Source organism: Vibrio sp. 1751, from assembly GCF_033339895.1.
GTDB lineage: Bacteria > Pseudomonadota > Gammaproteobacteria > Enterobacterales > Vibrionaceae > Vibrio > Vibrio alginolyticus.
The window spans coordinates 1-21,580 of the sequence record NZ_JAWOVM010000026.1; the positions used below are offsets into that span (position 1 = coordinate 1).

General features: G+C 44.9%; 16 protein-coding genes. 7 read left to right on the forward strand and 9 right to left on the reverse strand.

Features of this window, described 5'->3' with window-relative positions:
• Positions 1 to 99 precede the first annotated feature (99 nt).
• A complete protein-coding gene (locus R7041_RS10790; RefSeq protein ID WP_064368612.1) occupies positions 100 to 1,386 on the reverse strand; it encodes a sensor histidine kinase in 1,287 nt (428 codons plus the stop codon).
• On the reverse strand, positions 1,383 to 2,060 hold the full coding sequence (locus tag R7041_RS10795) for a response regulator transcription factor (RefSeq protein WP_199454849.1): 678 nt from the start codon (positions 2,058 to 2,060) through the stop codon (positions 1,383 to 1,385). The genes R7041_RS10790 and R7041_RS10795 overlap by 4 nt, the downstream gene beginning before the upstream one ends.
• Positions 2,061 to 2,212: 152 nt before the next feature.
• On the opposite strand from R7041_RS10795, the gene R7041_RS10800 reads away from it, so the two are divergent.
• From R7041_RS10800 to R7041_RS10810, 3 genes are read left to right on the forward strand one after another with little or no spacing between them, the layout of a single operon-like run.
• Positions 2,213 to 3,253 carry a glycosyltransferase family 2 protein gene (locus tag R7041_RS10800; protein WP_081048904.1) on the forward strand — a complete coding sequence of 347 codons (1,041 nt, stop codon included), beginning with the start codon at positions 2,213 to 2,215 and terminating at the stop codon, positions 3,251 to 3,253.
• A 2-nt stretch (positions 3,254 to 3,255) separates the two neighbouring features.
• Positions 3,256 to 4,662, forward strand: coding sequence for an ArnT family glycosyltransferase (locus tag R7041_RS10805; RefSeq protein WP_064368611.1), 1,407 nt, complete (start codon positions 3,256 to 3,258; stop codon positions 4,660 to 4,662).
• A 4-nt stretch (positions 4,663 to 4,666) separates the two neighbouring features.
• Positions 4,667 to 5,083 (forward strand): GtrA family protein, encoded by a 417-nt coding sequence (locus R7041_RS10810; protein WP_064368610.1) that lies wholly within the window; start codon positions 4,667 to 4,669, stop codon positions 5,081 to 5,083.
• A gap of 134 nt (positions 5,084 to 5,217) precedes the next feature.
• Here R7041_RS10810 and R7041_RS10815 read toward each other — a convergent pair whose 3' ends face one another.
• The 4 genes from R7041_RS10815 to R7041_RS10830 all read right to left on the reverse strand — a co-directional run bounded on the left by R7041_RS10815 (position 5,218) and on the right by R7041_RS10830 (position 13,219).
• Positions 5,218 to 6,162 carry a hypothetical protein gene (locus R7041_RS10815; RefSeq protein ID WP_064368609.1) on the reverse strand — a complete coding sequence of 315 codons (945 nt, stop codon included), beginning with the start codon at positions 6,160 to 6,162 and terminating at the stop codon, positions 5,218 to 5,220.
• Positions 6,163 to 6,165: 3 nt separating this feature from the next.
• Positions 6,166 to 7,113: a hypothetical protein gene (locus R7041_RS10820; RefSeq protein ID WP_064368608.1), complete on the reverse strand. Its 948-nt coding sequence runs from the start codon at positions 7,111 to 7,113 to the stop codon at positions 6,166 to 6,168.
• Between the two features lie 3 nt (positions 7,114 to 7,116).
• Complete coding sequence (locus tag R7041_RS10825) at positions 7,117 to 10,623, reverse strand: T6SS effector BTH_I2691 family protein (protein ID WP_206949242.1); 3,507 nt, start codon at positions 10,621 to 10,623, stop codon at positions 7,117 to 7,119.
• A gap of 262 nt (positions 10,624 to 10,885) precedes the next feature.
• Positions 10,886 to 13,219, reverse strand: coding sequence for a YgiQ family radical SAM protein (locus R7041_RS10830; RefSeq protein ID WP_064368606.1), 2,334 nt, complete (start codon positions 13,217 to 13,219; stop codon positions 10,886 to 10,888).
• A gap of 427 nt (positions 13,220 to 13,646) precedes the next feature.
• Between R7041_RS10830 and R7041_RS10835 the strand changes: the two genes are divergently transcribed.
• From R7041_RS10835 to R7041_RS10845, 3 genes are all read left to right on the forward strand, one after another.
• Entirely contained in the window at positions 13,647 to 16,103 is a 2,457-nt protein-coding gene (locus R7041_RS10835; protein WP_206949241.1) for an EAL domain-containing protein, read from the forward strand.
• Positions 16,104 to 16,189: 86 nt separating this feature from the next.
• Entirely contained in the window at positions 16,190 to 16,900 is a 711-nt protein-coding gene (locus tag R7041_RS10840) for a hypothetical protein (protein WP_165935360.1), read from the forward strand.
• Positions 16,901 to 17,052: 152 nt separating this feature from the next.
• On the forward strand, positions 17,053 to 17,253 hold the full coding sequence (locus tag R7041_RS10845) for a DUF4250 domain-containing protein (RefSeq protein WP_005376762.1): 201 nt from the start codon (positions 17,053 to 17,055) through the stop codon (positions 17,251 to 17,253).
• Positions 17,254 to 17,274: 21 nt separating this feature from the next.
• Here R7041_RS10845 and metR read toward each other — a convergent pair whose 3' ends face one another.
• A complete protein-coding gene (metR, locus tag R7041_RS10850) occupies positions 17,275 to 18,186 on the reverse strand; it encodes an HTH-type transcriptional regulator MetR (protein ID WP_005376763.1) in 912 nt (303 codons plus the stop codon).
• Between the two features lie 281 nt (positions 18,187 to 18,467).
• On the opposite strand from metR, the gene metE reads away from it, so the two are divergent.
• Complete coding sequence (metE, locus tag R7041_RS10855; RefSeq protein ID WP_053306592.1) at positions 18,468 to 20,750, forward strand: 5-methyltetrahydropteroyltriglutamate--homocysteine S-methyltransferase; 2,283 nt, start codon at positions 18,468 to 18,470, stop codon at positions 20,748 to 20,750.
• A gap of 133 nt (positions 20,751 to 20,883) precedes the next feature.
• Here the strand turns inward: metE and R7041_RS10860 are convergent, their stop codons facing one another.
• Positions 20,884 to 21,276, reverse strand: coding sequence for a GspS/AspS pilotin family protein (locus R7041_RS10860; protein WP_206949240.1), 393 nt, complete (start codon positions 21,274 to 21,276; stop codon positions 20,884 to 20,886).
• A gap of 3 nt (positions 21,277 to 21,279) precedes the next feature.
• Positions 21,280 to 21,576: a YciI family protein gene (locus R7041_RS10865; protein WP_005386727.1), complete on the reverse strand. Its 297-nt coding sequence runs from the start codon at positions 21,574 to 21,576 to the stop codon at positions 21,280 to 21,282.
• Positions 21,577 to 21,580: the final 4 nt, after the last annotated feature.

Genomic DNA, 21,580 nt, shown 5'->3' on the forward strand with positions numbered 1-21,580 from the left:
TGACGTGTCCAACCACGCGACCTTGCCGTTAAAAAGGGCGCGTAGTGTAACGCCATTAAACCCAGATAAAAAGTCTGGGTTTCAGTACATCCATTTCGGTTATTCCTGATGCTCTGACGCAAGATCAATTACTGCCTCACAACCACCTTCTGGATGTGTACCAATCTTAAATTGCCAGCCATAGCGTTGGCACAAATCGTCCACAATCATCAAACCTAATCCGTGCCCATCAGAATGTGGAATGGTCGAAAAGCCTTCACCTTCATCGCGCACCGAGATGGTGTTTTCATCCATATTGATATGAATTGATCCCGAAGGTGTCGCAGCGATGCCGTTGCGAATCAGGTTGCCAAGAATAATGGTCAACACGGCATTGGTCGCGCGCGTTCTAGGGTTGCCGTCGATCTGTACATCAAAGCTGAGTGCTTTCTCATCCGCCTGAGCTTGGCTTTGGAAGATGATTTGGTTGAGTTCTTCTTCGGTGATACTGCGCACTGGTGAATCATCTGCATTACGCTCGTAACGCACTAAGCCGAGTAGGGCATCTACCATGGTCGACATCTGCTGCGTTGCATCTTGAATTCGGTTCACTTGGCGAGTCTGGAAATCCGTGTTCGCACTTCTCGCCAGTAGGCTGCTTGAGCCTTTCATTACGGTTAACGGTGTACGCAGTTCATGGCTTGCGTATCGTGCAAAGGCTTGCTCGCGCTTGATGACTTGGTTGATTTTGTGGCGATACTCATTCAACTCATCCGCGAGGGTTTGGAACTCTTTGGCTGATCCCTCTGGCACGCTAAAAGTTTGCGTAGCATCGCCTTGATGATGGTCGAGTTGAGTTTTAAGCGCATTGACGGGTTCAATCAAGCGTTGTGATAAGCGCAGCAGGAGGCTACCAAACAGGAACACCAGCACGGCGACAATGGACAGCACCATAGCGACGACGAGAATGAATTCCTCTGAGGTGATCTCGATTTCATCAATCAAGGAAACCAGAATAACGGGATGTTCAACGCCTTTGTAGGTGTAAGCGCTCATGTAAACCATGCGCGAGTATTCACCGTCTTCTACTTCATCAAGAAAGTGCTTTTGACCAATCAGGTATTTTTGATAGCGCTCGGCAACCAATGAGATGTCGTTGTATGCAGTGGTGAGCAGGTCAAGCTGAATACTGCCTTGCTCTGGGTGGGACTGGAAATGTTCAATTGCTTCTTTTTTGTCGACCATAATACGACGCTCGCCCACGCGGTCTTCAGACCAAAGCAGGGAGCCGGTAATCAACAAAAAGCAGAAGATGCCAATCACGACCGACACAAAAGAGAAAAACAGAGCGAGTCGCCCTGTCATACTTTGTGTGCTTTGCGTGCTAGCAAGTAAGCGATTGATCATGCACTTGTCTCCAAGCGGAAGCCAACTTTCGGCACGGTGATAAGCACATGTTGTTCAAATGGCTTATCAAGTTGGTTGCGAAGTTGGTAAATGTGGCTGCGCAGAACGTCGTTGTTCGGCTCGTTCTCTTGCCAAAGTTGGAAGGCAATTTCTTCGCGTGTCACTACGTCTGGCGCGCTTTTCACAAGCATTTCCAGAATGGTGTAAGTGGTAGGGTTTAGCGCCAACAGTTTATCTTGGCGATAAGCTTTACGCGTTTTTTGGTCGATAGACACTTCACCGTATTCCAACTTGCTCGATGCGACAGTGCCACGGTAACGGCGGATCAGTGCCATCATGCGCGCTTCAAGAATATCCAGATCGAAAGGTTTGGTCAGATAGTCATCCGCACCGTGTTGGAAGCCTTTGAGCATATCGTCACGGCTATCGAGCGCCGTCAGCATAAGTACCGGTGTGTTGTTGCCCGCGTCGCGAAGTTTATTACACATGGTCAGGCCATCCATGCGTGGCAGCATGAGATCGAGCAAGATGATGTCGAAGGTGTTTTCCATCGCTAGTTTCAGGCCGAGTTCGCCGTTGTCTGCATAATCGAGTTCCATACCTGCACACTCAAAATAATCGAACAGCATGCCTGCAATTTCTCGATTATCTTCGACTAAAAGTACGCGTTTCATGTATTTCTCTCCAAGTGGGCAGGTGTTCGAAAATAAGACTTCGTCTTAACCGAACATTATTCACTAAGGACGTGAAAAAGATGTCAATAACATCTCTTTCACGTTGATGTTTGTAGACTGGATTCATTCATCGGATTTAGTGGAAGAGTAGCATGTCAACCTTCAACATTCACGCTGCAACCTTTTCAAAGGTGAGCCAACACACTGAGCCTAAAACAGTTTTGTCTGTTGTGGTGCCATTCTTTAACGAGCAAGAAGTCTTACCTGAATTTCATCGTCGTTTAGCCGCCGTTTTGGATGAAATGCCAGAACGCTGTGAAATCGTTTATGTGGACGACGGCAGCAAAGACGAGAGCCTAATGATCGCGCAAAACTTTTCTCAATCTTCTAGCGACGTTCGTTGTATTGCACTAAGCCGTAACTTCGGCAAAGAGTCCGCCATGAGTGCGGGTCTGGAACACTGTCAAGGTGAAGCGGTGATCGTGATTGATGCCGACTTGCAAGACCCGCCGGAGTTGATCCCGCAAATGGTATCAAAATGGCGTGAAGGGTATGACGTGGTGAACATGCAGCGCAGCGAACGCCACGGTGAAACTTGGTTCAAGCGCTTCTCGGCCGCTTGCTTTTACAAAGTGCTCAATAGCATGGCGAAATTAGATGTGCCTGAGAACGTGGGCGATTTCCGTTTACTGAGCGCAAAAGTGGTCAAACACATCAGTGCGCTGCCAGAACGTAACCGATACATGAAAGGCATTTTCTCTTGGCCGGGTTTCAAGCAAGTGACGGTTCAGTTTGAGCGTGACGCTCGTTTCTGTGGTGAGACTAAATGGAACTACCTCAAGTTGATTGGCCTTGCAATGGACGGTATTACCTCGTTTTCCATTCGCCCCTTGCGCTTAGCGACACTTGCTGGTGCGTTAGTGGCGTTCAGTACCTTTATCTATGGCGCATTCATTGTGATGAAAACTGTTGTATTTGGTGAGCCTGTCACTGGCTACCCATCCATGATGGTCGTCCAACTTGCATTGGGCGGTGTGCAACTGCTGTCGATTGGCCTTTTGGGCGAATACATTGGCCGCATTTTTATCGAGACCAAGCAACGTCCTCTTTATCTTGTTCAGTCTGTTTACGAGCAGCCTGCAAAACATCAATCCATCCAAACCATGAAGTTTAAACTGGGAGAAACCGCGTAATCATGAGTATTAATAAAACCCATCTGTGGTTGTTGTTGGCGTTTGCTCTTTTACTCCGTCTTATTTCACTTGCCGCTTACCCTTTGATGGACACCACAGAAGCCCGCTACGGCGAAATGGCGCGCTTAATGGTGGAAACAGGCAATTGGCTTACCCCACAGTTTGATTATGGCGTGCCTTTTTGGGGGAAGCCACCCCTGTTCACGTGGATGAGTGCTTACGGCATTGAGCTGTTTGGATTGAATGAATTTGCAGTGCGCGCGCCTCATTGGTTAGCGGGCGTTGCGACGATTGTTTTTGTTGCTTTCATGGCGCATCGCGCTGGCTTTAATGCTGTCATCGCAGCGTTGGTACTGGCGACGTGTGGCATCTTTTCAATTGCGGCGGGTGCGGTGATGACAGACATGGCACTGACGTTGGCAATGACGATGGCGATGGTTGGTTTTTACTATTGCTGGCTTGGCAAAGACAAACACAGCCGATTGTGGGGTTACCTCGGTTTCTTTGGCTTGGCTTGCGGGCTGTTAGCAAAAGGTCCGGTGGCGATCGTGATCATGGGCATCGCAGTATTTCCTTGGCTCGTGATTCAGCATGGTTTTTTTGGTGCCTTCAAAGCCTTGTGGCAGCGTTTTCCAATTGTATCGGGGTTGGCGTTCATGTTAGCGATTGCTCTGCCTTGGTACATCATGGCTGAAATGGCGACGCCTGGATTTATTGATTACTTCATTGTTGGCGAGCACTTTAAGCGTTTTGTTGTCAGCGGTTGGGAAGGGGACCTGTATGGCTCTGCTCATGATCAACCACGTGGGATGATCTGGGTATTCTGGCTGCAGTCGGCTGCGCCTTGGTCAATTGTATTGCCTATCTTGGCGTGGAAACGTCGTAAGGTGCTCAAAGCCATTGAAACCGATCATCAAGGTCTATTTAGCTTCCTGATGTGTTGGCTGATTTCTCCAATGCTCTTGTTCACCATGGCTGGGAATATTTTGCCTGCTTACGTACTACCGGGTGTGCCTGCGTTGGGTATCTTGATTGCGATGCTGGTGGATAAACACGATTTCAAATGGTTGACCGGAACGGCAGCGGTGTTGCCAGCCCTGCTTATGATTGCGATGTTGGTTTTGAATATGGGCAAAGCGGATAGCCGCAGCGACCGCATTATCTTCGCGCAAATTAATGACAACGCTCCGGTCTTTTATATTGGTAAGCGCCCGTTCTCAGGCCAGTTCTATAGTCATGGTCAGGCGAAAAAGCTTGAAGATAAGAATGACTTAAACAATCTGAAGAAATTCCGCCTGATTGGTAAATCGCAGCAAGTGGATAGCATGATTCATGAAAATGCGTTGAGTTGTACCAACGAGTTCACAGCAAAATCGAAACGCTCACTCTACACCTGTGTGGTTGGATAACGGAATGCGCAAATTACCAAAATTTACTTCGCTGGAAAGGTTTGCTTCGTTAACAAGGTTTGCTCTAGTAGGTGGTGTCGGCTTTATGGTCGACACCCTTATCTTTTCTGTGTTGTTCCATAGGTTTGGTCTGGATCTGATGCTGGCTCGTGGGATAGCATTTTTGTTTGCAGCTACCACAACGTGGCTTGGCAATCGCTGGCTGACTTTCTCTCAAGCAGAAAAAACCAACCCTTTCGCTCAATGGCAAAAATTTATGGCGAGTGCCTTTATCAGTGCTTTGCCTAACTTTATTGTGTTCAAAGGCGTAACGCTCGCGCTAGGAACGCAAGGGGTGATGGTCTATTTGGCTTTGATCTTAGGCATATTGGCAGGCATGGTGAGTAACTATTTACTCAGTGCAAAATGGGTGTTTAGTTGAGGATAGAAAGGTTCGGGCTTACTATCCTATCCTCGAGTTAAAAATTCGTTATTTGAACCAATTTTTCTTTTTGTACATCAGAGTAAACCTAAAGCTTTTCATGGGGGGATGTAAAAAGGTAAACAAGCCAAGGTTTATACCTTGGCTGCCGTTAGTTCAGATTTTGATTGTTCGATTTCAGACTCGGTTTGCCACTTGCCGTTATATAGGTACTCTCGCTCTGGGAGCGGGGCATTTGACGCCCTTAAATCAAATACCTCATCGGTTTGATATTCTTTATAACAAACTGGCGTACCAAACAGTCTAGCCTCTGGCTTAGCTTCAAATAGCTTTTTGTGGTCGGCGACTTCTGTACAGTCAAGCTTATATTCCGTGGCTAGCTGATTGACCATAGACTCTAAGTCAGACACGGTTTTGAAAAATACGTAATAGTGGAATCGGTTGTGTAAGCGTGAAATCTTAGTATGTTCTATATTAATATATTCGCATGTGTCATGCTTAAAAAAGAACTTAATTACTTTTCTTTTCTTATTGTAATCAGCAAAGAGCCAGTCTTCACGTTCTCCGATTCTTACTTCTGTTGGTTCATCAGGCTTGCGTTTAAGCATTTTAAAGGAGACTAATATAAAAGCACCAGCGCCTGCTAACGCCATCGGGCCAACCATCGCTACCATCACCACACACACCACTGCACCTATCCAGCCAACGGCTTGCGTGGCGGTATTCACCCACTTAGGCATGTTGCGACGTTTCTTCATCACAAAGCCTTTGTCAGAAAAAATATAGTCATAGCGATAGTCGAGGCCAATCGTAAGGTAAAAGGCTCCAGACACCATCACCGATAAAATAAAAGAAAAAATAGTTACGTCAACCGTGTCACTCGTATGTATAAACAAAGTTAATAGGAATGGAGCGATCACAAATGGAAACGCAAAAAGTTTAAAGTAATAGCGAAATGGTTCCTCTACATCATACTTATGCCATGTTCTGACATTATCGCCTGCGAGTATTTCTTGCTCTTGCGCCTCTTGATAAACTGCTAATTCTTCTGGGGTGACGTAAAATGGTGAATATGCCAAGGGTTACTCCTTGGTTGTATTCAGTTCTGCTTTGCGCTGGTCGATTTCCGCTTCGCTTAGCCATAAGTCACCACGCAAGTATTTTAGTTCGGGTAATGTGGCATTCTTATTTCTCAGGCTATCTACTTCGCTTAGTAGATATTTAGTTCCTCTTACTGGAATATCTTGAAGTTTTTCGTACATTAGGCCTGTATTGAAAAGCTGTTTAATGTTGTTTTCTTCAGAGCATTCGATGTTCCACTTGTTAACTAACAACTTCAACAAGTAATCCACTTCTGATTCAGTTTTGCAAAATATATAACTTCGACCACGAGTTTGGTTTCGACTGACTTCTTTATGCTCAATGTCAAAGAAATAGCAGTCGTCAAATTTGTGATAAATCACAATGAGTTTTCGCTGTTTGTTGTATTGAGCAAACAATGAATCTTTGCGAAGCCCCACTCGTACTTCAGTTTCTTCTTCAGGTTGGCGCTTCAGCATGCGAAATGAAACTAAAATAAATCCACCAGCACCGACTAGAGCCATTGGTCCTACTGCGATTACCATAAATACGCAGACTACTGCTCCAAACCAACCCATCACTTGCGCTGCTGAGTTCACCCAAGTAGGGAGATCACGTCTCTTTCTCAAGACCATGCCTTGCTCGGATATGGTGTAGTCATAACGATTGTCTAAACCAAATGTAAGATAAGAAACACCGGACATGATTATCGTTAAGCCTGATAATATGTAGGTCAAGAGCATCTGACTACTATCGTGCAGAAAGTAGGTAAGGAAAAATAATGGGCTGACTGCGGCTATAGCAATTGATAAGTATAAGTATCGAAAAGGCTCTTCAATATCGTGCTTGTGCCAGGTTGTGAGCTCTTTCCCTTTTAGAATTTGTTGCTCTTGTTCTTCTTGATAAGCCGAAAACTCGTCTGGCGTGATGTAAAAAGGTAAATAAGCCAAGGGTTACTCCTGTAAGCTAAGTTCACTAGTATCTGAAGTTAATGAACTTCTGATCGTTGCTTGTTTAGTATTGTCTGAAATCGCCGTATAAGTTGCACGCTGTTTTGCATTATTTTGGAACCAGTACTTACGGCTTAATTCGTTTTCATCATCGAGGATGTATTCTATCTCAAATGCTAGATAGTCAGTTGAGTCTTTCATAGGTAAACTCAATTTATACACGCTTTGAGAGTTTGTGGAGTTCATCGGGCTATTCAAGGTTTCTAGATCTACTCCGGTGTACCAAGTTCCTGATATCAATTCTCCCTTAGTTACAGAAGTATTTGTCCGAAGTTTAATTCCATCTCTTGCTATTTTGGTAGGAACTTGGATATGCAACGCAATACCAAACAGCTCCTGCATTGCTGATGGGTATTGCGTTGATGAATTGGGAACAACCCGCATCATTGGCACTTGGTAGATTGATGGTTTATTTATGATGGTTTGTAAATCAAATAGTGCCTTTTGTACTAATGAAGAGTTGTGTTTTTCTCGTTCTAACAGATCTGGAGACTGACTCCATTGTGCTCTGGCGGAATTATATCCCCACGGTAATTTATCTAACCATTTTTGAAAATCGTCTTGTTTGAACTTGCTCATTACATAGTTGCTCAAAAGGTAAATTGCAGTTAGCCCCATAATGACAAACATGATTGGCCCACCGAAAAGAACGTTTGCTGACCATACGCCAGTTATTCCTCCTACAGCTTGAAAGGTCCCTACTGCTGTAAGTCCAACTAAAGAAGAAAAGTTGAAGTATCCCGCAATTTTTGCAGTGCCATTCAAACTATCAAGTTGTTGTAACGACCGGTAAGCTTCTATCCCTGAAGCTAAAGCACCTATTATTCCTGTTACCGCAAGCCATTTGTTGAAAATTTTAAGATCACTCAAAGAAGAAATAGGTATTGTGGTATCACGTTTCGCCATTTCTTTTAGGGCAGATAAAGAACGTGCTCGTAGCGTTTTATCTACTCTTACGTTGTCCCAAAGTTTACCGGTGCGAATACCCGTCCAAGCGTTGACTGTATAAAAAAGCTTTTGTTGGATATCCAAAAATTCATCTGAGGACATTAATCCAGTGTCTTGAATACTGCTCATGGCATCACCAAGCGCGATGCAGTTAAATACTAATGCCATAAAGCCTAGACCACCGGCATTCTCGAACAGTTTATTCAAATCATCGAGCTTATTCATAGCGATCCCAGTTCTAAGCTCGACGGTTCTTTGCGGTAGATCATCGGGTAATTCAATATACTGTGGGTACTCCAATGTAGCCACAGCGAGTGCCTTCTTAATTCTCTTTTTATTTTTTAAAGCTGTTGTGTATTTAGAGTCAGCTTTGCGGTTGTTTTTCTGGAAGTCAGCAATGACCGCATCGTTTTTCTTGAGCTCACTTAGGTAATCATTTACGCGTGTTTTCCATTTTTCAAAATCGCGAGCGTAGCTTTCATTTACAGTCACCGGCATATTGTGTGCCATATGCTCTGCAATAACGGCAAACAAATAATAGCTCTGACGGTTCAGAGGTTTAGCTAAAACAGGCATCAGTAAAATCGATGCTTGTGAAGTCATGCTAACGCCAAACTCTACAACGCCTTTTGCAAGTGCACCTATTGCAGATTTAAAGATAATGTCCAGCTCTTGGAAACCTTTGGCGATATCCTTGAGAAAGTCCGTTTCCGCAGTGTTTGGGTTGGAAACAAAATCCATGATCTTAGAGTACATGCTCACACGGTTGCTGGTAGCCGAGATCCGGTCCATCAACTGATTATCAGCATCAGAATTTTCTGAGGTGATCGACTGTTCATTCTGCGCCTCAGTAATATTCTTCTCCATCACTTTAAATAAACTACGACTAAACCCAGAGGCATAGAGAGCAAGTAAACTGGTTGGTTTTTCCCATTGGCTTTCAGCCCACTGTCGGTCTTCTTCTTGTATCACCAAAGTAAATGACTCAACCGCTTGCTTGTGCAGTTGATACAAGCTGTACTGTGTGTCTTCGCTGTATAGGTCGAAGGTTCTTTCGAGATGATGCGGCGTTAAGGACTCCATTACTGCGATAAAGTCGCGTTTGACCGAGACAACTTGGGCTAGCATGGTTTCTTTTTGTTCTGACAGCTCTTGCATTTCGCTCAGCATTTGTTTCCAGTTGAGTTGCTTACGCCAACGCTCAGTCGCTATCCATTGCTCGTATTTACCAAATCGGTTTGCTGAAATGCCATATTTCTTCTGTATGGCCCCTGCTATTTCTGAAGTGGATTTTTGGTAATCATCGATAGCTTGCTGGGAAAATGAAGATGGCATTCCTTTGATGATAGCTGCTTGAGATTCACTGGTAAGGTCAACCATTGCTGAGTTGTCATAGTAATCCGCCATGTCCATATAGAATTCAAGCTCTTGGTTTTTGCGCTTTACTCCTGTGGGCATGTCTATATTGTCACTTGCCCCGAACATACACAGTTGCATGGCGGTCTGCATCAAGTTCCACTGGTTTGAAAACTGGTCAGTGAAAAGGCGGTAAGGGCTTGCGGCACCAACAAAATGCAGTGACATATCTTGAATGTCTGCGGCGTAATCTTTTATCGCGACGAAGTAGCCTGATTCTTCTTCTGGAATCGCAGAGGTTAAATCGCTTTCGACTGCGACAGGTTTAAAGACAGAACCATCTTCATCTGCTTTGGTGGCGATGCCAGAATCCGCAAAGCGACCATCATCGACGGCAGAAGATTCAATATCAGCGACTTGGGTTAACTTATCTATTGGTGCAATGTTGTGCTGATTCTCGTTTGAGGACAGAACAATGGTTTGCATGCGATCGATATGATTACTCGGATTGTTAAGTACGCGCATGAACGTGTGCCATGTCCACCGGTGCTCAGAGAAGCAAATCGATAGTACGCTTCCGTTGACGTAAGTAAGGAAGGGCTTTGCATCTTGTGGTGTCCCACGCAGCTCTGATTTTGGGCTTTCTGACTCTCCCAACTTATAGAGCGTGAATTGCGTTCCTTTGATTTCGTATTCGTCTAAGCTTTTGTTGATTGCATCATACACATACAGCCAACCGTCGCGCAGTTGACGCAGGGTGTAACCAACGGTATTGAGTTTGGCTGGGCCTTGGCCTTTCCATTCTTCAGGCAAACCAAAAGGTTGTGTCTCTTCTGTTTCTAGCTGATCGATGGCATAGCGGACTGGGATAAAGTGCGCAGGTGATGCTTCCGTTGCTTCTTTTTCAGTTTTTAAATTGAGAGGCTCTGGTTCAGACGGCGGTGGCGGATCGATTTTTTTTGTTTCTCCCTCCCAAAACATACTGCGCTCTGGGGGTGAGCCAGCAAGATCATCGGATTCCGTGGTTGGAACGATATTCAGCGATTTCAGTGTACCATCTCTTTCAAATGCCTGAACGGCCTCCTCATAGGTATAGCTGTTGTCATACCAGAACATAGAAGTTTTTGGGGGAAGTGGATTATTCATCGTTAGCCCATGTTTAAGAGTTTTACTCTGTTACGCAAATATCGCACCAAAATAAAGCAATTAAAAATCAATGAGTTATATTTTTATGGTTTTGCTTCAATCAAATAATTGTTTGTTTTTCCAATAAGTTGGTTGGTGTTTACCATTTTTTGTATTGATTGAATCAAAGTTTGAGTTATTAGTGATGCCTCAATGAGCTGACAAAACAAAAGGGCTCCAGAGTTAACTCTGGAGCCCTTTCTAGTATTTAAGCTCTAAATAATTAGCGACGCTTTGGTTTACGTTGACCAGCTGGTTTGCCTTGTCCTTGTGGGCGACCTTGGCCTTGCGGCTTGCTACCTGCCGGGCGGTTTGCACCGTTGCCGCTAGGACGTTGGCCGTTGCTTGCAGGGCGTTGACCACCTGTAGCTTTACCCGAACCGTTACGGTTGCCAGATGGTTTACCATCTTTTGAACCGCCTTCAGAGCGTTTGTTCAAATGACCACCGAAGCCTGGTTGGTTTTTGGTATGTTTGGTTGCAAAGCGGTTTGCCCCGTGACGACCAGATTTACGACGTTGCGCAGGTGTTTGTGCTTCAATGTCTTCTGCAGGAACGAGACAGCCTTGTTTGTCACCAATCAAATGTTTTTTACCCATACTGACTAGGGCTTCACGGATCATTGGCCAGTTTGCTGGATCGTGGTAACGCAACAGCGCTTTATGTAGGCGACGTTGACGTTCACCTTTTGCTACAGGTACATCTTCACGTTTTTTGTACTTCACGCGTTTCAGAGGGTTTGTCTCTGAGTAGTACATCGACGTTGCGTTACACATTGGCGAAGGGTAGAAGTTTTGTACTTGGTCACATTCGAAGTTGTTCTTTTTGAGCCACAGAGCAAGGTTCAGCATGTCTTCGTCTTCTGTGCCTGGGTGCGCAGAGATAAAATAAGGGATTAAGTACTGCTTCTTGCCTGCTTCTGCACTGTATTTCTCGAACATCTCTTTAAAGCGATCGTACGTACCCATGCCTGGCTTCATCATTAGATCAAGAGGACCTTTCTCTGTATGTTCCGGTGCAATCTTCAAGTAACCGCCCACGTGGTGAGTCACGAGCTCTTTCACGTATTCTGGTGATTCAATCGCAAGGTCGTAACGTACGCCAGATGCAACCATCACTTTCTTCACGCCTTCAACTTTACGCGCTTCGCGGTATAAATCGATCGTGTGTTTGTGGTCTGTGTTTAGCTTGTTACAGATGCCCGGGAATACACAAGAAGGACGACGACAGTTCGCTTCCGCTTTTGGATCTTTACAGCCCAGGCGGTACATGTTTGCAGTCGGGCCACCAAGATCGGAAATTGTGCCGGTAAAGCCTGGAACTTTGTCGCGAATTTCTTCAATCTCGTTGATGATAGACTCTTTCGAACGGTTTTGAATGATTCGACCTTCATGCTCGGTAATCGAACAGAAAGAACAGCCACCAAAGCAACCACGCATGATGTTTACAGACGTCTTGATCATGTCGTACGCAGGAATTTTTGCTTTCCCGTACATAGGGTGAGGGACACGCGCGTAAGGCAGGCCAAACACAAAGTCCATCTCTTCGGTCGTCAATGGAATTGGAGCTTGGTTTACCCAAAGTTCACGATCACCATGGCTTTGAAGTAACGCTCGACCAGAGTACGGGTTCGTTTCTAAATGCAGTACACGGCTTGCATGCGCATAAAGAATGCGATCGTTTCTTAGCTTTTCAAACGAAGGTAAACGGACCGCAGTCGTCGCAGCATCGTGGCGTGATGGGCGAATTGTGATTGGTTGTGCAACTGGCTCGTCTTTTTTAGTTTCACACTGAGTTTCTACTTCGTATGGGTTCTTTGGTACGAACGCTTCTTTACGAGGTTTTTCAATGCGAGAAGAATCAATAACCGTGTAGCCTTCTGGCGCCGCTGGCAAGTTCACGGCAGTACCACGAATATTGGTCATGGTGCTGATGTCTTCGCCGTTTGCGATGCGATGTGCTACTTCGACAAGTGCGCGCTCTGCGTTACCAAAAAGTAGGATGTCTGCTTTTGCATCAAACAGTACAGAACGGCGAACTTTATCTGACCAGTAATCGTAGTGTGCCACACGGCGTAGGCTAGCTTCGATACCACCTAAAACAATAGGTACTTCTTTGTATGCCTCACGACAACGTTGAGAGTAAACCAACGTTGCTCGGTCTGGGCGTTTACCACCTTCGTTATTCGGTGTGTACGCGTCATCGTGACGAAGCTTTTTATCCGCGGTGTAACGGTTGATCATGGAGTCCATGTTACCCGCAGTGATCCCGAAGAACAGATTTGGCTTACCAAGTTGCATGAACGCATCTTTATTTTGCCATTCTGGTTGAGCAATGATACCGACACGGAAACCTTGTGCTTCTAGCAGGCGGCCAATGATAGCCATACCAAAGCTTGGGTGATCCACATAAGCGTCACCGGTTACAATGATAATGTCACAGCTATCCCATCCTAGGGCATCCATTTCTTTGCGACTGGTCGGCAAGAAAGGTGCCGTACCAAAACACTCTGCCCAGTATTTTTTGTACTCATGAATAGGAGTGATGTTATTGGTCATATTTTGCTCTCTGTTCCAGGGAGCGCGAATTATAGCGATTTGATTATCAGGTATCTATAACAAACTCATCTATTCAAGCTTAGTTCATCGAGTTTTATTTGGTTTGTAAAAATATCAATGCTCTATCGGCGATTTTCTGTCTAATTTCACCTTGAAAGCCTCATGGTTATAGATCGGTTCATGAAAAATGTCGCAATCTTAATACAAAGAATAAGCAATGGTGTGCTTATGTGGGGTAAAGCCTATAATCAAATTAGTGCATATTAAATGCAAAAGGCTGAGCTGCTCTGGAAATAGTTCTAAGTCGATAGGCTTATCGTTGACACAATCCATCTATAAAGAGGATCGGCAGGTCCCAACTGGAATGTCGCGAATTGACTGTGAATTTTGAGCCTTGGGCTAATTACAAAAAAAAAGGGGCTAGGGTATGAGTGAATCTACGACAACAGTGCATCCAAAAATGCAAACGACTTCCAGTCTAACTCCTGTTATAGAGTGGTCTTACGATATTGATACTCGCGAGTTCGAATGTGATCAGCAAGGAATGGCAAAGGCATTTGGGATAAGTACGCCAGTAACCAGCCTAAATAACTTGTTTGATCATATGCTGATGGGGCAACAAGAAACGCTAAAACAACGAATTCTAGAAGTGGAACTCTTTGGCGGACGGGGGCGGTTTTCTTGTTGCATGATGCTAAAAAACGTTAACTTAGTGCACGTGACTATTAGTTTTGAAAGGCTCAATAAGCGCATTATCCAAGGCACTATCATTCCACAATTAACAATCACTGGTTGCGAGGAGTTAGCGACAATCCTCGAAACGATTTTTGATTTGCCGAATGTGGGCGTTTTAGTTGCCGATGAAGATACGCGCATCTTAGGTTGTAACCGTGCCTTTGAGTTACAAATGGGCTATCAAAACCGAGATCTGGTTGGGCTTAAAACTCATATTTTCAGTACCTCTCACCATAGCCAAGCGTTTTATGATCAGCTGTGGCAGCAAATTAATGATGAAGGATGTTGGTGTGGTAACTTGCTGAGCAAAACAGCAAACGGTAGCAACCAAGCTCATCATCTTTGTATTTACCGACTTACGTTTCATTCTGGACGAATTCTTTATCTCGGATTTTCTACGGATATTTCTGCTTCGTTGTTGTGGATGAAAAATCGTTGTGAACAACAGCATGATTGGGCTGCCTTTTTACCGACGAGGAAAGAATTTGAACTCCAATTAGCTACCTTAGCGAATGAAAGCAGAAATAAAGAACTCAACATTGTTATGACACTAAGACCCAAGTTTTCGGAGAGATACTTGCTTGAACAGCAATTAGGTTTTGCAGATTTTATTATGCGAAGTCGCTACACCAGTATTGCGGGGCAGTTATCTCGGGATGTGTTTGTCGTATGCTTGCAGACCCCTCATTGTCAATGGTTGAGCCCGGTTCGTTTGATCCAAATTGCCATGAAAGGGTTCTTTAATGAGCTTAGAAATGAAATGGGCACAAAAATGCATGCCACTATCGTTAAAGGCCAAACTGGTGTGTCAATCCTTGGCTATGATACGAACCGACCAAGACAAGCGCTAGCACATGCAGCGCAAGCAATGTTGTCCTCTATTTCCGGTGAAGGTAGCTATTTCAACTTTTACGACAGTGAACTTCACTCTGAATTAGTGAAGCGCCAACATCTCGAGGCGTTTTTGGAGGCGCAAATAGAGAGTGGGCTAGTGGACGTTTACTTTCAACCGATTATCGACGTTCAAACCGGAAGCGTGGTTAAGTTCGAGGCTCTCGCACGCTTCTATGATGAAAATGATGCGTATTGCACGCAAAAGATGATCGCTATTATTGAAGATCTAGAACTCATAGCGGCACTTGATGATGTGGTCTGCCAAGCTGCGTTGAAGCACTTTCCGCGCTTACAAGAAATTTATGGCGAGGAAGTGGGCGTGACCATCAATCGCTCCCTCAATACGAAATTGGATTCTCTTCAGATCCTTCAGCGGTCGCATGATTTGATTAAAGCCAGTGGTGTAGACCCTAAGCGAGTAACTATCGAGCTAACAGAAACCGCGTATTTTGAACAAGATGAGGAGCATACTCGAGCTCTAGAGGAAGTGCGGAAAGAGGGCATTGAGATCGCGATTGATGACTTCGGTACTGGGTATTCTTCTTTTTCTTATCTAGAAAAAGGGCAGTTTGATTTACTGAAAATAGACCGAAAATTCGTCAAGAACATTCATAAAGGGAGCACTAGCTATAACATTGTGAAAATGGTCACCGAGCTTGCACAGCAAATGAATGTAAAAGTGGTTGCTGAAGGCGTGGAATCTAAGCAAGAACTTCAAGTATTGGCAGAAATCGGTGTCGATTACATGCAGGGCTTTCTATTTTCTGCTGCCGTGCCTGTCGATTTGATGGATAAAGCGGACAGTTATGAGCATCTGTTCTCTGACATCGCGATTGAGTCTAAGCAAAGTGATGTGTTGCAATCTTTGAGCCATGAACAAGTCAGGTCTATGGACCCTGGAGAACCGCTCTCCTTGGCAGTTGAGTACATGAATTTGAATCCAAGCTTGCCTTTAGTTGTTCTCAATGAAAATCGTTGTGTTGGGTTAATTATGAAAGAGACGGTGAATTTACACCTAACGCCCTCGATGGGCACAGAGCGAGAAACTGAACGAGAAAGCCGAATTTGGAAACGTCCTGTTAATCAGATAATGAGCACCGAATTTGTGTTGGTTGATGAGGATTTACCTGTCTCTGTTATTCGAGAGTTGGTTAAAACCGGGATTCGTTTCCCTTGGGTACTGTGTAATACCAAAGAAGAGTACCGTGGAGTTTTAACGCAGGAAGACGCGTTGAAGTATCTTGCTTCTCTGTGAATAAAATTGTCTTACCGTTTTAGCTCATTTTGGGGCCGACTTTCGGTGGTTTGGCGATAGTTGATTTGATATTATCGCCCCCCAAAATGACTTTTGAGCGTGCATTCAACATGATTCAACAATTGCTGGTTACTTTCCCTCCGATGCTATTTGGCGCACAAGCGCTACTGACTTTGCTTCTAATAAAGGGCGATATTTGTCCTGGTCAGCGAGGACGTCTTCATAAAATGTTGCCAGCAGTAGCTGTATTGTGGCTCGCTGTTGCGTCACTTCGCATTGAAGCATTTATGATCGTGTTTGCTATTTTCTACTTCTATTCTCAGGTTCAAACCAAGAAAACGCGTGAAAAAGGGCCACTATGGGCGATGCATTTAGCGAATGGTTTGGCCTTTGCGTATGTGAGTATTCAAGTATTTGAGCAATCAAGCTGGCCAGCATCGATAGCGATGGCGCTAATGATATTTTTCCTTGGGGCGTCATTTTCTCAATTGCTGCTTACGATATCTCGCAGCAGATTACAGGCATTTCACCGCATTTTACCAGTTACGGGCATTGTGTCTGGAATGCTATTAGTCATCGCAACGTTGTTTGCTTCTTACCAGTTAAATGAAGCTGCACTGAACGCTGCAACAAAGCCGATCTTGCTGTCTTTAGCTATGCTAATTTCTTCAATTATTGTGTGGTGTTGGCATATTTTTACGCATAAGAAACCAGAAAAGGTGCAACTGAGCGTAGCCTTGTTGCTAGCACTCGTGTCGATGACGAGCCTGCAAGGTTTATTCTCTCTCGCGGCTTAACCTCTATTCTAAAGACAAAGCTAGACGGCTTATATCCAAGTGCTTTCTTGGTGTTTGGGTATAAGGTGATCACGTTTTAGATCGCACTCACTTTAAATTCGCATAATTGCTACTACGCTTGTTTATATACCTTGTCGAAGAGGAGAGTCGCGATGGATTTAAGCAATGTAGGTAATCTGGACAGCACTATTTTGCTAGGTATCGTCAACGAAAAGCTACGTTTAGAGTGCGACAGTTTTGACGAGTTAGTATCAGTGTATGAGATGGATGTAGAGTCTGTAGTCGGCAAGCTTGATATGCTCGGTTATCAGTACGATCCATTGACTAACCAATTTAAAGCATATCAACGCTAAGCCTTTCATAACCCAAATCTTTTAAGCCACCTTGATTCCGTCAAGGTGGCTTTTACATTGTAGCCTCGCGGTTGCGAAAAAAGCTTGTAAGTAACGCTTTTCTTTCTCTGAGTGACGCGTTGCAGCAAACAAGCGACGCCATAAGCCTTGGCCGAAAGGTTTACTGGTAATAAGACCTTGGCGAGAAAATTCAGAAATCGCCCAATTGGGTAGTGCCGCCACCCCTAATCCAGCAGAGACCATCTGAACTAACATGAGAGTGTTGTCGGCTTGCTTCCATTTCGCAGGTTCTATTCCTGCTGGCTGAAGAAAGTGTTTTACGACGTCTAGCCTTTGTTTTTGAACCGGATAAGAGAGCATGGTTTGATCTGCGAGATCTTGCGGATCAATAATTTCTTTTTCCGCCAATGGGTGGTTGGTTGCGGTAATTAAACGCATTTCAAAGTCGAATAGAGGCTCGTAGTGGACTTCAGATCGAGGTTGGATATCGGAAGTAATAACGAGATCGAGTTCGCCTGCCAATAGAGCTGGGAGTGGTTCAAAGCCAAAACCAGAGGAAAAGTCCAATGTTACGCTAGGCCAAGCAAGTTGGTACTCCCTAAGTGCAGGCATTAGCCATTGGAAGCAAGAGTGACATTCAATGGCCATATGTAATCGGCCATTGACGTCCTCTTTCAAGCTCGCTAAATCATTTTCTGCTCTTGCGAGTTTCGGAAGGATATCTTCTGCAAGACGTAATAGGATTTCTCCCTCTGAAGTGAACTTCACCGGACGAGTCTTTCTCAGGAACAGTTGCCCTCCAATTCGCGCCTCCAAATCTTTGATCTGATGAGACAGTGCCGACTGAGTGAGATGCAAAGCGGTCGCTGTCGCCGTTAGAGAGCCAGTGTCTCGAAGCGAAGTGAGTGTCCGCAAATGTTTTAGCTCTATCATGAATTCCTTTCATCCTTTGTTGCTCGCTATGAACAGAATAGCAATCGTGTAAATAACTTAACGACAAAAAATGGATATGTAAACGTCTAGACGTCTATTTGTTGTTTTTATTTGCGAATCATGTCGCTTCATGATGAATTTTTTTAATAAACAAGTTGAATAAATGGACGTTGTTCTAATATCAGATGAGAGCGATAGTTTAGCCATCCAGACATCTTATTATTTACCGAAAGATGCTCTGACCCAAACAAATTGAACAAAATTGAGAAAGGAATAGGGACATGGCGACAACGACTCACATACTAGGTTATCCACGCATTGGTGAAAAAAGAGAATTAAAATTCGCTCAGGAGAAATACTGGCGAGGAGAAATTGATCAAGCTGAGCTTAAAAAGGTTGGGGCAGATCTACGCGCCAAAAACTGGCAAACACAAACGGATGCTGGTCTGAGTTTTGCCACCGCTGGCGACTTCGCTTGGTACGATCATGTACTGACGACCACGTTGCTATTGGGTCATGTGCCAAAGCGTCACGCTGATGGTTTCCCTAACCTGGATACGTTGTTTAAAGTGGGTCGCGGTCAATCTCAGGCGGGTTGCAGCTGTGCGGGCGCTGCGGCATCGGATATGACCAAATGGTTCAACACAAACTACCATTACATTGTCCCTGAGTTCAGCAAGGACGATACGTTTGAAGTGAGCTGGCCGCAACTGTTTGAAGAAGTCAACGAAGCGCTTCAAGCTGGCCACCAAGTGAAGCCTGTTTTGCTTGGCCCAGTCAGTTACCTTTACTTGGGCAAAGAGGTCGAAGAAGGGTTTGACCGCTTAACCCTGCTACCACGCTTACTTACTGCTTACCAAGCTATTTTGGCAAAGCTAGCAAGTCAAGGTGTTGAGTGGGTTCAGATTGATGAGCCAATTTTGTCACTGGAGCTAGAAAGCAAATGGGCTGATTCGTTTAAGCTAGCCTACCAAGTGATTCGAAGCGATGTAAAAGTGCTGCTAACGACGTACTTTGACTCCGTAAGCGATACGCTAGACAAAATTGTAGAGCTACCGGTGGATGGTTTGCATATCGATTTATCTGCCGTCCCTCAGCAGCTTGACGATGTGGTTGCCAAGTTACCGGAGGGGTGGGTGCTTTCTGCCGGCGTTGTGAATGGTCGTAACGTGTGGCGTTCAGATTTAAGTGCCCAACTCGAGAGTCTACAGCCAGTCAAAGAGAAACTGGGCGACAAACTTTGGGTTGCCAGTTCATGTTCTCTGCTACATAGCCCTGTTGATTTAGCACTGGAAACAGAACTGAGCGAAGAAGTAAAAAGTTGGTTTGCCTTTGCAAAACAAAAAGTGGCAGAAGTCGCCTTGCTTGGCCGAGCGCTCGATGGTGACCAAAATGCGATTCTCGCTTGTGATACCTATAGCCAGCCAATCAAAGCGCGCAAGACAGCAACACATGTGAATAAACCTCAAGTACAAGCGCGTTTAAACAACATTACCGCGTCACTTGCCGAGCGCAGCGCACCTTATGCAGAGCGTGCTGCGCATCAAGCTGAAGTATTGGGCTTGCCTTTGTTGCCAACAACGACAATCGGCTCTTTTCCTCAAACGGGTGAAATCCGGGTGCAGCGCAGCGCTTATCGTACAGGTCAATTATCTGAGTCTGAATATATCCAAGCACTTAAAGGACATATTGCTGACGCAGTAAAACGTCAAGAGGCGCTCGACCTAGATGTGCTTGTTCACGGCGAAGCAGAGCGTAACGACATGGTGGAATACTTCGCTGAGAACTTGGCGGGTTTTCAAACGACCAAATTTGGTTGGGTACAGAGTTATGGCTCTCGCTGTGTGAAACCTGCCATTGTAGTTGCTGACATTGAACGTGAAAAACCGATCACGGTTGAATGGTCGACGTACGCCCAGTCGCTAACCAGCAAACAGATGAAAGGCATGTTGACTGGACCAGTTACGATTTTGTGTTGGACGTTCCCACGTGAAGACATCACACGTCAAGAAATTGCGCAGCAACTTGCTTTGGCACTGCGTGATGAGGTGTCTGACCTGCAAGATGCAGGCATCAATATCATTCAAATTGATGAGCCAGCCATTCGAGAAGGTTTACCACTCAAAAAACGCGATCACAAAGCGTACTTAGAATGGGCCGTAAATGCGTTTAAGGTCTCTGCGGCAAGTGCAAAACCAGAAACTCAGATTCACACTCATATGTGTTACAGCGAGTTCAATGAAATCATTGATTCGGTTGCGGCACTCGATGCGGACGTCATTACCATTGAAACATCTCGCTCGAATATGGAGTTGCTGAAAGCATTTGAAGAGTTCAATTACCCGAACGAAATTGGCCCTGGTGTTTATGACATTCACTCACCAAACATTCCTACGGAAGAATGGATTGAAGGTTTAATCAAGAAAGCGGCAGAAAAAATTCCGGCTCAACGTTTGTGGGTAAACCCAGATTGTGGTCTGAAAACACGAAACTGGAAGGAGACAGAAGCCGCATTGGCAAATCTGGTTTCAGCGGCGAAGAAGCTCCGTGCTGAGCTGGCGTAACACGTCGTTACAGCAAATAAAAACGGAGACTGTGGTCTCCGTTTTTCTATTCTTAATTGTTAACTTTCGTTTTCAGATTATCCAATAATAGCGAATCATCGTCTCATGCCGAAAGCAACAAAAATTACTGTAGCTACTTCACCTGAGTACAAGTCTGTGCGGAAACCAACTCATCTGCCATCAACTGACCGCGAGAATTACGTACTTTAATACGATACATCAAGCCCATATCAATTTGCTTGCGAACTTCTGGGTTGCTGCAGTAGGTATAGATACTGGTATTCAGTACTTGATTTAACGGCTTTGCACCGAGGGCGCCATCGTTATAAATCATCATCATCTCTACAACATTTTTGTTGGATGAGACACGCATTATTTGCAGTGGACCGTACTCTAAAGGGAGACCCGCTGACAAGACTCCTGCTCGGTTTGATGCCATAAGCTTAAGTTGGCGCTGCTTATCATCGGTTGATGAGCAGCCAGCCAGAGCACCAAATACCAAGAAAAGACACAGTAATTTTTTCATAAATTAAAACACTTTTTTGAACGGTTTCACGATTACATGATCGTAAACACCAGCCGCTACGTAAGGATCGGCTTCTGCCCACGCTTTAGCATCCTCTAGAGAGGCGAATTCAGCGATGACAGTTGAGCCCGTAAATCCAGCTTCACCAGGATTGTCAGAATCTATCGCAGGCATCGGACCAGCTGTAAGAAGGCGACCTTCGTCTTGTAGCTTTTGTAAGCGATCCAAGTGTTGTGGGCGAACGCTCATGCGTTTTTCCAACGAGTTCTCAACGTCCTGTGAAAAGATGACATACCACATAGCA